The organism is Streptomyces sp. Y309 (assembly GCF_056712025.1).
In genome coordinates, this window is record NZ_CM160048.1 from 6,362,309 (window position 1) to 6,375,548 (window position 13,240).

The 13,240-nt window shown below is 67.8% G+C and carries 15 protein-coding genes and 2 pseudogenes; 10 read left to right on the forward strand and 7 right to left on the reverse strand.

Annotation, left to right across the window (positions count from 1 at the left end; translation table 11 throughout):
- Positions 1-320: 320 nt before the first annotated feature.
- The 5 genes from AC0KTA_RS26190 to AC0KTA_RS26210 all read left to right on the forward strand — a co-directional run bounded on the left by AC0KTA_RS26190 (position 321) and on the right by AC0KTA_RS26210 (position 5,728).
- The gene (locus AC0KTA_RS26190; protein ID WP_481050665.1) at positions 321-890 is read left to right on the forward strand and encodes a hypothetical protein; all 570 of its coding nucleotides are present in this window, start codon (positions 321-323) and stop codon (positions 888-890) included.
- Between the two features lie 65 nt (positions 891-955).
- Positions 956-2,008: a terpene synthase family protein gene (locus AC0KTA_RS26195; protein WP_481050666.1), complete on the forward strand. Its 1,053-nt coding sequence runs from the start codon at positions 956-958 to the stop codon at positions 2,006-2,008.
- Positions 2,009-2,410: 402 nt separating this feature from the next.
- Entirely contained in the window at positions 2,411-3,499 is a 1,089-nt protein-coding gene (locus AC0KTA_RS26200) for a polyprenyl synthetase family protein (RefSeq protein WP_481050667.1), read from the forward strand.
- Between the two features lie 34 nt (positions 3,500-3,533).
- The gene (locus AC0KTA_RS26205) at positions 3,534-4,598 is read left to right on the forward strand and encodes a terpene synthase family protein (protein WP_481050668.1); all 1,065 of its coding nucleotides are present in this window, start codon (positions 3,534-3,536) and stop codon (positions 4,596-4,598) included.
- Between the two features lie 89 nt (positions 4,599-4,687).
- On the forward strand, positions 4,688-5,728 hold the full coding sequence (locus AC0KTA_RS26210; protein WP_481050669.1) for a terpene synthase family protein: 1,041 nt from the start codon (positions 4,688-4,690) through the stop codon (positions 5,726-5,728).
- Here the strand turns inward: AC0KTA_RS26210 and AC0KTA_RS26215 are convergent.
- The 4 genes and pseudogenes from AC0KTA_RS26215 to AC0KTA_RS26230 form a co-directional block, all read right to left on the reverse strand.
- A pseudogene (locus tag AC0KTA_RS26215) lies at positions 5,728-5,820 on the reverse strand (IS5/IS1182 family transposase); the annotation flags it as partial. The gene AC0KTA_RS26210 and the pseudogene AC0KTA_RS26215 sit on opposite strands and share 1 nt — an antisense overlap.
- A 666-nt stretch (positions 5,821-6,486) precedes the next feature.
- Positions 6,487-6,630, reverse strand: coding sequence for a hypothetical protein (locus AC0KTA_RS26220; RefSeq protein ID WP_481050670.1), 144 nt, complete (start codon positions 6,628-6,630; stop codon positions 6,487-6,489).
- A 70-nt stretch (positions 6,631-6,700) separates the two neighbouring features.
- A complete protein-coding gene (locus AC0KTA_RS26225; RefSeq protein WP_481050671.1) occupies positions 6,701-7,108 on the reverse strand; it encodes a chaplin family protein in 408 nt (135 codons plus the stop codon).
- 219 nt (positions 7,109-7,327) lie between these two features.
- Entirely contained in the window at positions 7,328-7,804 is a 477-nt protein-coding gene (locus AC0KTA_RS26230) for a transposase (RefSeq protein ID WP_481050672.1), read from the reverse strand.
- Here AC0KTA_RS26230 and AC0KTA_RS26235 point away from each other — a divergent pair.
- Positions 7,781-8,239 carry a GNAT family N-acetyltransferase gene (locus AC0KTA_RS26235; RefSeq protein ID WP_481050673.1) on the forward strand — a complete coding sequence of 153 codons (459 nt, stop codon included), beginning with the start codon at positions 7,781-7,783 and terminating at the stop codon, positions 8,237-8,239. The two genes, AC0KTA_RS26230 and AC0KTA_RS26235, sit on opposite strands and share 24 nt — an antisense overlap.
- Before the next feature lie 12 nt (positions 8,240-8,251).
- Here the strand turns inward: AC0KTA_RS26235 and AC0KTA_RS26240 are convergent.
- Positions 8,252-9,006, reverse strand: a pseudogene (locus AC0KTA_RS26240) (IS5 family transposase).
- On the opposite strand from AC0KTA_RS26240, the gene AC0KTA_RS26245 reads away from it, so the two are divergent.
- Complete coding sequence (locus AC0KTA_RS26245) at positions 8,887-9,216, forward strand: TfoX/Sxy family protein (protein WP_481050674.1); 330 nt, start codon at positions 8,887-8,889, stop codon at positions 9,214-9,216. The pseudogene AC0KTA_RS26240 and the gene AC0KTA_RS26245 overlap by 120 nt on opposite strands.
- A 35-nt stretch (positions 9,217-9,251) precedes the next feature.
- Here the strand turns inward: AC0KTA_RS26245 and AC0KTA_RS26250 are convergent, their stop codons facing one another.
- Positions 9,252-10,283 (reverse strand): helix-turn-helix transcriptional regulator, encoded by a 1,032-nt coding sequence (locus AC0KTA_RS26250; RefSeq protein ID WP_481050675.1) that lies wholly within the window; start codon positions 10,281-10,283, stop codon positions 9,252-9,254.
- Positions 10,284-10,504: 221 nt separating this feature from the next.
- Here AC0KTA_RS26250 and AC0KTA_RS26255 point away from each other — a divergent pair, with 221 nt between their 5' ends.
- The 3 genes from AC0KTA_RS26255 (at position 10,505) to AC0KTA_RS26265 (ending at position 11,830) form a co-directional block, all read left to right on the forward strand.
- The gene (locus tag AC0KTA_RS26255; protein WP_481050676.1) at positions 10,505-10,915 is read left to right on the forward strand and encodes a VOC family protein; all 411 of its coding nucleotides are present in this window, start codon (positions 10,505-10,507) and stop codon (positions 10,913-10,915) included.
- Positions 10,916-11,192: 277 nt separating this feature from the next.
- Entirely contained in the window at positions 11,193-11,426 is a 234-nt protein-coding gene (locus AC0KTA_RS26260) for a type II toxin-antitoxin system VapB family antitoxin (protein ID WP_189729597.1), read from the forward strand.
- Entirely contained in the window at positions 11,423-11,830 is a 408-nt protein-coding gene (locus AC0KTA_RS26265; protein WP_481050677.1) for a PIN domain-containing protein, read from the forward strand. The genes AC0KTA_RS26260 and AC0KTA_RS26265 overlap by 4 nt, the downstream gene beginning before the upstream one ends.
- Here the strand turns inward: AC0KTA_RS26265 and AC0KTA_RS26270 are convergent.
- On the reverse strand, positions 11,740-12,099 hold the full coding sequence (locus AC0KTA_RS26270) for a type I-E CRISPR-associated protein Cas7/Cse4/CasC (protein WP_481050678.1): 360 nt from the start codon (positions 12,097-12,099) through the stop codon (positions 11,740-11,742). The genes AC0KTA_RS26265 and AC0KTA_RS26270 overlap by 91 nt on opposite strands.
- Between the last annotated feature and the right edge of the window lie 1,141 nt (positions 12,100-13,240).

The window sequence follows — 13,240 nt, forward strand, 5'->3', positions numbered from 1 at the left end:
GCCGCTCCGCGAACGCGCACAAGCCGAAGGAAGAGCCCACTGGCGACTGAGTTGGTCACGCTCCTGTGGGCAACGGCTGGACGAGGATGAGGCGACAGCCTGCCCGGAAGGTCGTCAAAAGGGGTGCACAGCACGCAACTTGATAGGACGTCGGCCTTCTCGCGCACTTGCCCATCCACGGCAGCTTCGGAAGGGCAGCGACGGCCTTGGCCGTTCTGGCAACGCCGCGTGGTTCAGAGGTCGTTGTACCGGGGCGGCGCGCCACGTCCGGGTGGTTGCGGCGGGAGCGCGGCGCGTCGGCGAGCCGATGGGGGTATGGCTTGGTCGGATGGCTGGCACTGGCCCAGAGGAAGGTGCCCTCGATGGTGTTGTCGAAGCCTCGCGTACTGCCCATCAAGCAAGCCGTCGTGAACCTGGGTCTGTCCGCCCAGGCTCAGTCGGCGTTCACCGCGTCCGGTCTCACGCTGGAGGCGATCGCTCCGGCGACGCTCACGAGTTTGCCGGATGGCCGTGCCTGCGTCCGTTCCACCCCCCAGGGCAGCATCAGCCTCGACCTCCGTGCTGGGTTCGTCACGATCGACGGGGGGTTCACCCTCACGAACGCGAACGGAACACGGCTGCGGTTCACCGAGCTGACCGCGCAAGCGGGAACCCCCATCACGATCGCGGCGAAGATCGACGATCAGCCGACGCCCGTGACCGTGCTGACCGCTCTCTACGCCGAGGTGCGCATCAAGCCCCAGTTGTTGCCACCCGGCATGGACGCCTCGGCGCCCCTGCGGATCACCGCCGACGCGGAATCGGCCCTGCACGACGCCTTCGGCGCCGGTGCGCTCGCGGCCGAGACCGTGCTGTTCGATGCGGACGGCCACGCAGACCTGGTCGGCTAGCGCTTTCGCCGGTCCGGAACCCAACGGCCGACGACGGCGGCCCTGTTCGTTCCCGAGGAGGCACCATGCTCCAGACCGAGAACCCCTTCGAACTCCCGCCCTTCTACTGCCCCCTGCCGAACGCGATGAGCCCCTTCGCGGACCGGGCCAAGCAGCCCATGCTGGACTGGCTTGATTCGACCGACCTCGAACGTGAACACCCCGGCTCCCGCGACATCGCGGTCAACACCAACATGCACCGGGAGTGGGGTTTCTGCGCCAGCGCCGCGGTCGACGAAGAGGTCTTCCGCCTCGTGACGAACTTCGGTGCCTGGTACTTCGTCATCGATGACGTGCACTTTTCCCCTGAGGCGGATATGCGGCACTCCGCGGAGGTGGTGGGTCAGGTCATGCGTGCCTTCAGCGCTCCCGGCTACCGACCGCCCGAGCGCGACGATGTCTGCGTGTCGGCTCTGCACGGGGTGCTCGAACAGCTACGGGCGAGCGTCCACCCCACCCTCTATGCCCGGTTCATCCACGACATGCGCCGCTTCTTTCTCGGCACGCTGCGCAAGCAGGCCGCTCGCCAGGCGGCCAGTCCCCTGACCGAAGATCACTATCTGGCGATCAGGGTTGATGATGTGGGCGCCTACACCACATGGCCGTGCCTCGAAATGTCCTCACGCGTGGTGGTCCCTGACGAGGAGATCTACGCCCCGGCTGCCCAGGCCTTCCTGGAGAGCGCCAATCTGGTCATCGCCCTCGACAACGACGTGTACTCCTACCGCAAGGAACTCGACGACCCCACCGAGGTCAACTTCGTCAAGGCGATCCGCCACAACCGCAAGCTCTCCCTGGAGGACGCCGTCGCCGAAACCGTCATCGTGCGCGACCGGATCTACCTGCTTTTCCTGCGCTTGTACGAGAAGCTCCGCGCCACCGCCAGCGCACCCATGCGCGGCTTGCTCGACCAAATCGCCTACACCCATCGCGGACATGTCGTGGAGGCCCTTTCGGGTATTCCCCGCTACCTGCACAACCTCGCCCCGGCGGACATCCCCTGGGCCTCCGAACCGGCCACCAATGACACCAGCCCGCTCCCTTACCCCAATATCGCCTGGTGGTGGAACCACGCCTAGTGCTGCGTTCCTCACAGGACGTACACATAGCGACGCCTGCGTGTGCGGGTCGAAGGCGTTGGGAGGCCCCAGATACAGGGCCCGGCACGGGCGTTGAGCTGGGCGGTCGCCAACTCGGTGGCCTGGCCTGGGCGACGTGGTGGGCTTCAGAAGGAACGGCCAGCCAGGGCGGTCTTGCGGAACAGCTGCCACCAGCCTTCTTGCAGGTTGAGCCAGCATGCGCCGACCGGAATGAACGCGTGGTGGATACGCGGGTGATGGGGAAGGGCCCACGTTTGTACGCCGGAATGCTTCCTGTGCGCCCCTGCACGCCGGATTTCTGTTTGTGCCCTGCGGTAAGGAGCCGATCAGAAGGTTGTTCCGCCGGGATGGACCGCCACGTCGGAAGGAGGCGGTTTCGAGGTGACACTCGCACCAGCGCACGCGCTCCCGTCCGCGCTGGACTGGGCCCGGACCGAGGTCGACGCCGTCCTGCACGACTTCCTGGCCGAAAAGGCGCACGCCGTGGCCTCGTTGGGGGTGCCCCAGGAGGCGGTCGAAGAACTGCGGGCACTCCTCCTCCCCGGAGGGAAGCGGATCCGGCCGTTGCTGTGTGTGCTGGGCTGGCAGGCGGTCGGCGGCCAGGGCGCGCCGCCGGTGGTGGTGCGGGTGGCCGCGTCGTTGGAAATGTTCCATGCCTTCGTGCTCATCCATGACGATGTCATGGACGACAGCACGTGGCGCCGCGGACGGCCCACCGTGCACTGCGCGCTCACCGCCCGGCACCGCGACAGGTCCAGGAACGCCCACAGCCTGGGGGCTCACCTCGCGGTGCTGGTCGGGGACCTGGCTCTGGCATGGACGGATGAGCTGCTGCACACCGCAGAGCTGACACCCCGCCAGCACGCGGCGGTGTGGCCGGTGCTGCACAGCATGCGCACCGAGGTGATGGCCGGGCAGTACCAGGATCTGCTCGCCGCGGCCCGGATCGACACCGAGGAAGCCGGGATCGAACAGGCGCTGCGTATCGCCCGCTACAAAACCGCGGGCTACACCACCCAGCGCCCCCTGCACGTGGGTGCCGCACTCGCCGGTGCCGACGAGGAGATCACAGCCGTCCTCAGCCGCTTCGCACTGCCGCTGGGCGAAGCCTTCCAGCTGCGCGACGACCTGCTGGGCGTCTTCGGCGACCCCCGGCAGACCGGCAAGTCCACCCTCGATGACCTCCGCGAGGGCAAGCACACCGTGCTGCTCGCCCTCGCCTTCCAGCGCGCAGACCCCGCCGAGTACGAAGTCCTGTGCCGCCTGGTCGGCGACCCCGCCCTGGACGAGGAGGGAGCCGAGCGGCTGCGCGGCATTCTCACCCGCACCGGCGCCCGCGCCGAGGCCGAGCGGCTGGTCCACGTCCGCCTCATACGGGCACGCACCGCGCTCGCCGACACCGGGCTGCCCCCGAAGGTGGCAGCAGCACTTGACTGCGTGGCCCGCTCCACCGCGTACCGCACTTCCTGATTGAACGCGCTCTCTTCGCTCCCGGGAGTCCTCCATGCCGCCGGTCCCGCCCGCGATCGACCTTCCGCCGTTCTACTGCCCCCTGCCGACCCCGGTGACCCCGTTCGCGGACCGGGCGGAGCAGTACGTGCTGGAGTGGCTGCACTCCTCCGGGCTGGCCGACGTGCCCGGCCTGTACACCGAGGCGGTCAACACCCGCATCCACCAGGCGACGGGCGTATGCGCCAACGACGCACTGGACGAGGACGTCTTCCGCGTCGTGGCCACCTTCGTCGCCTGGTACTTCCTGGTGGACGACGTGCACTTCGACCCCTGCCCCAAGGTGAGCGCAGGAGGCGGGCTCGCGGAATCAGTGGAGATGGCTGGCCGACTGATGCGAGCCGTCACTGCCCCCGGCTACCGCCCAGCCACAGCCGAGGATGTGTTCGTCACCTCGGTCCACGGGCTGGCCGAACAACTGCGCGCACGCTGCCACCCCCTCCACTACACCCGATTCACCAACGAACTCCGCCACTTCTTCAGCGGAGCACTTCGCATGCGCGCCGCCCGGCAGACAGGCCGGCTCCCCAGCGTGGACCAGTACCTGTCCATGCGGCTGGAGGACAGCGCGGCGATGCACATCTGGATCATGATCGAGATCTGCGGGCGGGAAGTGATCCCGGAAGAGGAAATCACCCGCCCCGTGGTCCAAGCCGCCCTGGAGAGCGCGGCGTTGGTCATGATCCTCGACAACGACCTGTACTCCTACCGGAAGGAGCTCATCGAACCGGACAAGATCAATCTCGTGAAGCTGCTCCGCGACACCCGTAGGATGCCACTCCAGGAAGCCGTCACCGAGACTGTCCGGATACGCGACCGCATGATGCTCTTCTTCATGCACCGGTACCGGGAGCTGCTGCCGACAGCGAGCACCCCCATGCGGCGCCTGCTGCACCAGATGGCCCACCTCCACCGCGGACACATCGAATGGGCCCTGATCAGCCCCCGCTACCAGCACCTCCCCGCCCCCGACGAGGTCTCCTGGCCGTCCGCTCCGTCCACCTCCGACGCGAGCCGTCTGCCCTACCCCAGCGTCTCCTGGTGGTGGGACCACGTCTGACCGGCTACGGAGCCGCCCGCAGCACACCGCCGCCTTCCCGTAAAGCGCGTCCCGTACGTCGGCGCATCGTCGCTCCCTGCGAGGTACTGATGCCACATACCGAGAACACCTTCGACCTCCCGTCCTTCTACTGTCCCCATCAGGTCGAGGCCAGCCCCTTCACCGAGGCAGCCGAGCAGTACGTGATGGAGTGGCTGGAGTCCGTCGGGCTGGGCGAGCTGCCAGGCCTGCGCGGCGAGGCACTCAAGATCCAGGCGCACCGGTTGACCGGCGTCGGCGCCAGCAGCGCCGTCGACGAGGAGGCCTTCCGCATCAGCTGCAGCTTCCTCGTCTGGCTCTTCCTCCTGGACGATGCACGCATCGAATCCCAGCAGGTGGGCGGGGCGGTGGAGGCCGCGGCGAAGGTGATGCGGGTCCTGACCGCCCCCGACTACCAGCTGTCCGAGGACGAGGACCCCTTCATCACCGGCGCGTACCGACTGGCCGAGCAACTGCGCGCCCGCTGCCACCCCACCCTCTACCAGCGGTTCCTCTACGGCATGCGCTGCTATTTCGAAGGTGCGTTACGCATGCGCGCCGCCCGCGACAGCAACATTCCGCCCAGCGAGGACCAATACCTTTCCATGCGCCTCGGAGACGGCGCCGGACTCGCCTGCTGGGCACTGCTCGAGTTGTGCGCAGGGGAACTGATCCCTGATGAGGAGATCCTTGCCCCTGCGGTTCAGGCCGCCCTGGAAAGCGCCGACTTGCTCCTGGCCCTCGACAACGACCTCTATTCCTACCGCAAGGAGCTCGGTGACCCGGCCCACGCCAACCTCGTCAAGGTAATCCGCGACAACCGCGGAATCTCCCTGGGGGAAGCTCTCGCCGAGGCCGTCGCGGTCCGCGACCGCACGCTGCTGCTCTTCCTGCGCCTGAACGAAAAGCTTTGGCCCACGGCCGGAAGCGGCCTGCGGCAGGTACTCCTGCAGCTCGTCCGCGTCCCCCGCGGTCACATCACGTGGGGTCTGAACTCGCCCCGCTACCAGCATCCTGCCGGCGAAGAAGTCCGCTGGGCCTCCCTGCCCTCTATCACCGACGCCAACCCTCTGCCCTACCCCAGTATTTCCTGGTGGTGGAACCACACCTGAGCGCTCGACTTCGAGGCCCCGAAACACGGCGGCAAGGAACACCAGGCACAGCCGGACACCAGCACGTAGACGATCGCGGCGAACACCGGTTCATGGTCGATACTCGCTATGCCGGGCCGTCGAATGGCTCGCTAGAGGTCGCCCCGCCCCTCTCCCGCGCTGTCCTCCTCGTCGGCCCCGGCCTCGCCGCGGCCCGGACGGGTCGGGGATCACGTGCCAGACAGGGCGGAAGGAGTACACGCTCTCGGCTCCGGCTTCCCGGGCGAGCCGGGCGAAGCGCTCGCGGCTTACGGCTCGCCCTCGTTCGTTCGCGACGAGCGGCCCCTCTGTGCGGTCGCCGTTGGCGTCGCGCACGAGATCCGCAGTCTGCTCGCTGATCGGGATGGTTCGCTCGTCCGACTCCAGCTTGGGATGATTCCGGTTGACCTCGCCCTTGTTGAGGTCGACGTCACGCACGTCCAGAGACAGGACGTCCCCCACTTGCAGCCCACCTTCCTACATCAGCTGCCAAGCCGCGCGGTGGGCAGCGGGGATGGAGTCATCGGCCATGAGGTGCTGGACGTCCTCGGCGGACATGGCGGGCGCTCTGAGGTCTGAGCGACTACTGCGTCCGGGACGGCTGCCTCTGGCCGCGTCGGCCTCAACCTGCTCGTACAACATGGCTCCGGTCTCCGTGTCGCGGTCGGCGGGTGCGAGGGGGGCGAGAACGGTCGTGGCAGATATCCCCGATGAGCTGATCAAGCTGCGGCCGTAGCCCCCTACTCAGCCGGGTCCTCATCGCCGTGCCGCACAAGCTTCTTCACGACCTGCTCCACCTCGTGCCGCGACATGGTCACGTCGTCGCGCGCGGCGTACGCGGTGACCGCAGCCTGGAACCTCTCGGCGGCCGAGCCGCCAAGCACATCATGCCGACCATTTGTTTCGCCGCCCGGACGAGCGCGCCGAGCGCGCCACCGGGCGATGGCCGACGCCTTAGATGCCGTAGGAAATTGAGAACAAAGCGCGGCTTACGAGGTCGATCTTCTCGTTGGGGTACGGAAGAGGGGCGTCGCCGAGGTGGGTTGCATCGCCGAGTTCATCAAAAAGCCCGTCTCGCTCGGACAGGAGGCGGTCCAATTGCGCCGGAGCATCAGCTCCGCCGCATTGGTTGAGGGGGCTGCCGACTGGCAGTTTGGCAAGGTTGCCAGTGACCGATCCAGGACCGACCGTGGTGGCTCCGTCGGCACGTGCTCCGGTGTGGTGGTTGGCGCAACTGGTGCCGAACGCGGGTGACAGGAAGTCCCCGATACCGCCCGCTGACGCGGGTGTGGCTGTGCCCAACGCCGTTCCTGCCGCTACTGCCGTAAGGCCCAGTGCTCTGACTGCGATGCGAGTGGTCATGACCGGCGAACGATGACCGGTCATGTCAGGTCACTAGGCTCGGTGAAGACGCCGCCCGGCGGCTCCTTCTGCAGTTCACCCCATCTCCGGTGCCCCGGCCGCGTGCTGATGGGCGCGGCACACCGTGGAATCGACGCTCGGGTCCCGCGTGATCGCACCCTTCGCAGCGGCGAGGCGCTGGAGCCGAGTGAGGACCCGATGTCAGGTGCCGTCCCGCTGTCATCGGCGGAACGGGTCGTAGATCCGGCCCCACGGCCCGTACTCGACGGGTACGTCCCTCCACGGAACCCCCGTCCGAACCCGGAACCGTATGCCGTCGATCAGCTGCCGCCGAGGCCAGAAGGGCGGCCGTCCCGCCTTCGTCCCTTCGAGTCCCACCCGCCCCACCAAAGGCCCCAAGCAGAAACGTTCTGACCTGCGAAAACGCGGTTGGGTAGGGGTTCTGCGTGAGGCATTTGCCTCGCGTCGGTGAGGCAAATGCGCGCCTGTGTGCCCAGCCGGGCCCCCGAGCCCCTTGCCGCCTGGGGCCCTAGGGCCTGTATCGAAAGTGTCTGGTTGTGACTCTGTGGCCTGTGTTTCTATGCCGGAGTGAACATCGAGAGCTCCGGGGTGCCGGATGAGAGGCCGAGCCGCTGGGTCCGGCAGAGGGCTGATGGCGATGTTGAGGAGTGCGTGCGGGTCCTCGCGGAGGTCCATGCGCGCGACGGCTATCCGGTGAACTGGCCGGATCAGCCCGGCGAGTGGCTGTCATGCGGTCCCCTGCTGGGCTCCTGGGTTGCCGAACTCGAAGGCCGCCTGATCGGGCATGTCAGTTTGTCGCAAGGCGGCGAAGGCGATCTGGCCCCGAAGTTGTGGAGCGAGCGGACTGGGGCGACGCGGGGTATGACCGCCGTGGTCAGCAGGCTGTTCGTTGCTCCGCAGGCGAGGGGACATCGGATCGGTGCACTGCTGATCGGTCAGGCAGTGGAGGAAGCGCGGCGTCGTGGCCTGCATCCGGTGCTCGACGTCGTCGCATCTGATGCCGCGGCGGCAGCCCTGTATGAGCGGCTGGGCTGGGAGCTGATGGCCACAGTCGAGCAGCAGTGGAGTCCGCACCAGACGGTGGCCATCCGCTGTTACGCAGCGCCATAGTGACGTGGTCAGTCATAGCCACTCGTTGATGGCCGCGACGAGGACGGTCGCCTTGTAGCGGACCGCGAGCTTGTCGTACCGGGTGGCCACGGCCCGGTGCCCTTTGAGGCGATTGATGCCGTACTCGACTGCGTGCCGAGCTTTGTAGTCCTGTGGGTCGAACTTCGGTGGCCGGCCGCCGTGCGAACGGCGTTTCTTGCGGTTGCGGGCCTGGTCGGCCTTGTCCGGGATGGTGCAGCGGATCCCGCGTCGCCGCAGGTGAGCGCGGTTCTTCCGGGAGGCGTACGCCTTGTCGGCCCGCACGCGATCGGGCCGGGTGCGCGGCCTGCCGGTCCAAGACGCGGGACACGGATCGTGTTCAGGACGGGCTCGAACTGCGGGGAATCGCCCCGCTGCCCGGCCGTGATCACGATGGACGTGGGCTTCTGGCCCTGTTCGACGGCCAGGTGCAACTTGGTGGTCAGGCCGCCGCGCCCTGCTCTTGGCCCCCACTTGATTGCTCGATTAACGATCGGGATATTTGGGTGCCTCCCGAGGTCTGAGCGTCGTGGAAGGCGCGGGCTGACCGGTACCGCGGCGTAGCCAACGGGCTGGGTGATCGAGAATCGCGGCGCGCGGATGCCGGGGTGCGCGATTAGCGTGGCGTCATGGCATACGACGACGTACTCGCGGCGCGGATCAAGGAACGCCTTGAGCCCGAGGGAGTGACCGCGAAGAAGATGTTCGGCGGGATCACGTTCCTTCTGCAGGGCAACGCGCTGGCCAATCTGTACGACGAGGGCCTGATGGTGCGGGTTGGGCCGGACGGGATGGACGAGGCCCTGGCCCGGCCTGGCACCAAGCAGCTCGTGTTCCGCGGTACGGAGCAGAACGGCTGGGTGGTCATCGCGGAGGACACCCTCGACGATGACGTCCTGGACGACTGGCTGAAGTGGGGCATGGAGGTCACCGCGGAGCTCCCGCCCAAGAAGAAGTAGCCCTGCCTGACCGCCTGCGGCGCCGGGGCCAGTGCTCACTGGTCCCCGGCGCCGTTCTTGTTGAAGTCGTTGCCGTGGTTCTCGTCCTGCTTGATGAGGGCATGGGCGGCGCGGAGTATCCGGTTGCCCAACTGCTCCAGGTGCGGGGCGAGTTCAGGGGTGCCGTGGATGGTGTGGTCGGGGCCGAGGTCGATGGTGAGGAGTTGTTCGGCGATGTGGTGGGGGTTGTCGGCGGCCAGGTCGAGGGTGCTGGTGTGGTCGTCGACGGGGTGGACGCGGCCGGGCAGGGACCAGGTGCGGGCCCGCACGGTGGCGGCGTCGGCGGGGACGGTGGCGTGGAAGGTGTAGCGGGCGGGGGCGGCGGCCAGGCGTGCGGCGACGTACGCGGCCGCGTTGGGAGCGGGCAGTTCGCGGGAGGTGACGCGGTGGCCGGTGGGGGTGGGATCGGAGAGCCGGTCGACGCGGAACAGGCGCCATTCGTCGTGGTCGGTGTCGTAGGCGACGAGGTACCAGACCGGGTCGGCGGCGACCAGGGCGTGCGGCTCGGCGCGGCGCGGCCCCGTCTCGCCTGCGCTGGTGCGGTAGGTGAAGGTGACGAGTTCGTGGTCGCGGCAGGCGGCGGCCAGGGTGGCCAGGGCGGAGGGGTCGGCGGTGGGGCCGGTGCTCCAGGGCACCGGGAGCGGTGAGGTGGCGGCCTGGATGGTGGCGACCTGGTGGCGCAGCCGGATGGGCAGCACCTGCTCCAGCTTGGCCAGGGCGCGCACGGCGGTCTCCTCGATCCCGGCGACGCCACCGGCGGCGGTGCGCAGGGCGACCGCGACGGCCACGGCCTCGTCGTCGTTCAGGAGCAGCGGCGGCAGATCGGCGCCGGCGGCCAGCCGGTAGCCGCCCGCGGTGCCGGTGGTGCCCTGGACCGGGTAGCCGAGCGCGCGCAGCCGGTCGATGTCGCGGCGGATGGTGCGCAGGGTGACGCCGAGGCGGTCGGCGAGTTCGTTGCCGGTCCAGGTGCGGCGCGTCTGGAGCAGGGAGAGCAGGCGCAGCATGCGGGCGGGCAGGTCCTGGGTCATGTGTTCCAGGCTGCCAGGCATTAGTGACGTGAGGTGTCCTAAAGGGGCTCTACCGTCGGAAACGTCCAAGCGTCGGGGAGCCGTCTCGGCGGGCGGCAGCAGCCTCTCCCACCGGGGGAAGACGGCGGCCGGGCCGCCGGGGCCCGTGGCTCCGCACCGACGAAGAATTCACGTCCGCACCGCGCGTGCGGCCGGACGTGCCTCACACAGCGGGAGAAATCATGATCACCGGAGTGAACACGGCCGTCGTCTGGGTCCTTGACCAGGACGCGGCCAAGAACTTCTTCACCGAGAAGCTCGGCCTTCAGGCACGCATGGACGTGCCGTTCGGCGAGGGCCTGCGCTGGGTCACCGTGGGCCCCGAGAACCAGCCGGAGCTGCAGCTCTCCCTGATGGTTCCGGGAGCACCGGTGCAGGACGCGGAGTCCGCCGGGCAGCTCACGTCGCTGCTGGCCAAGGGCGCCCTCGTCGGCTGCACGTTCACCGTCGACGACTGCCGGACGGCCGTCAAGGAACTGTCGGCGCGGGGAGTGGCCTTCCTCCAGGAGCCGCAGCCGAAGCCGTGGGGCATCTCCGCGACCTTCCGCGACGACTCCGGCACCGTGCACGAACTGCTGCAGCCGAACCACTAGCGCGACGCGCAGAGCAGGCCCCAGTGGCACGCAGCTCACCTCGGTGGCGACCGGGAGGGCCGGCAACGTCCTCACGGTCACCCGACCCGGCGGCGGTCGGCGTTGGCTTGCTCGTCAGGGACGGGGCCACAGGGAGCAGGTCTGGGGAACTGCCCGAGCACCCATGGGTAAGTGGGCCCCAACAGCGTCGGTCTCGTGCGCGATGGGCTGCCGTGAGGAATGTTGGTGATGTAGCTTGGTTATGTACATCACGGACTCGCGGTGAGGGGTGGCTGGTATGTCTGTTACCCAGATCGATCTCGATGATGAGGCGCTGGCCGAGGCGATGCGGCTGATGGGTGTCACGACGAAGAAGGAGACCGTCAACGCGGCTCTGCGGGACTATGTGGCGCGTATCAAGCGGCTGGAGGCTGCCGAGAAGCTGGCCGCGCGGGGTGAGCGGGGCGAGTTCGAGGCTGCGGCTGCTGCTCATGGCGCCGCTAAGCGTGCCCGGCGGGCAGCCTTCGAGTGATCACGTACCTTCTCGACACGTCAGCTCTGTGGCATCTGTTCCGTACGCCGGGGGCGTTGCGGCCCTGGGAAGGGCACATCGCCGCCGGCGTGTTCCATATCTGTGAGCCCACGAGGGTGGAGTTCCTCTACTCGGCGACCAGTCCGGCCCACCGCGATGAGCTGGCCGAAGAGCTGGATGCTCTCTGTCAGTTCTCGCCGGTGCCCAAGAACGCGTGGCGCTGGGTCGATACCGCGCAATACAAGCTCACCCAGCAAGGGCAGCACCGCGCCGCCGGAGCCATCGATCTCCTGGTGTGTGCGACAGCGGTCCATCACGGCCACACGGTGCTCCACGTGGACAACGACTTCGCCACGGTGGCGGCGGTCCTCAAGGAAGTGCAGCAACGAGACGCACGCGCCTGACCGGTGTAAAAACGGATCCCTGCCTGCTGCTCCATCGTCCAGCCGAACAGCGCGATGTCCACGGAGTGCTGCGCGTCCGCGGCTTGCTTGGCCTGTGCCTTGTTGTCCTTGTCCTTGAGATGGTCGGTGAGGGACTTCACGTCACCGCCGGGTGAGCTGCCTGCCACTGCCAGCTCAGCGAGTGCGTCCAGCTGTCGGCTGCTCAGGAACATCAGGTACGAGGACTCGGAGGAGCTGGACGAATCCTCGCCTTCCTTCGACCTGCGCACCGTGGAACCGATCTTGGAGCCTGTGGCCGTCTGGGGGCCCCTGCCCGCTCGCGAGCATCGAGTTGTGGCCAGGGGGCTCGGCCTTGTGTGGGTGCCAAGTCCCCTTATTCATCGGGCGAATTGGAGCGTACTCTTATGGTGCTCGTCGTGTCCTGGTTTCCCTTAGATGATCTATTTAGTAAAGCGCGCTTCCCAGTTCCGAGATTGGGAAGCTCTGCTGCGGACGTTGATTAGCTCCCAGCCGCTCCGTCGGTCCGTGCGACCTCATGAGCGTCCGCGAGACGCGGTAGGCGCCGCAGTGACTTCTCAGACATCTGGGCGAACCGCAGACCGCTTGCCGTGGGACGCGGCGGAGTACTCTGGCCTCGCCGGCAGAGTTGGGGTTGAACGCGGAAAGCGGAGTACGCCTGACGCGAGCCCGGCAGTTGCCTTTGGTGAAGGGCTCTTCGTAGCCCCGCATCCGCGGGGACCACGCATCGTTCGGGGGCGAACGGCCCCCCGGCGAGGGACCACCCCCGCAGGCGCAGGGACCACGGCATCAAGGGTGCGGGCGGTGCGGTCATGTAAACACCACCCCCCCGCAGGCGCGGGGACACGTGTACGGCTGCCGAGCGAGCTGCACGAGTTCGGGACCACCCCCGCAGGCGCGGGGACCACAGGCCGCGACCTGCGGCTTCAGACGGCTGTCAGCAGGTTCCTCCATACTTCGCTAGATACCGACATTCCGCCTCAATATTCATGAATGCCATTAAGTGCCCTGGCGGCACTCCGTAGTTGTACCCGCCGGACCCCAAGCCGTCGGCGTAACTCTATGTCTGCTGCCGATGCGGTCTCATGGCGAAGCCGTACCGGAGGCGCAGCTAATGAGGGCGCGTAAGTGCCTGCCCCTATTCGGGAGTCTTGGCCGTGCCAAGTCGGAGCCCTGCGTCTCGAACGGGCCTCGGTAGCCGGTGAGGCAATTGCCTCACCGCGCCGGATCGAGCGGGACTGACGAGGATCCGGCGTGATCGAATCGGGTAGAGATGTCCGGTTCCCCAGTAAAACTGCAGGTGAGATGGGTCACCCGTTTAGGTTCGAGTCCCACCCGCCCCACCACCCGGCGCAGGTGCAGAAACGATCTGACCTGGCCTTCTCCGACCCC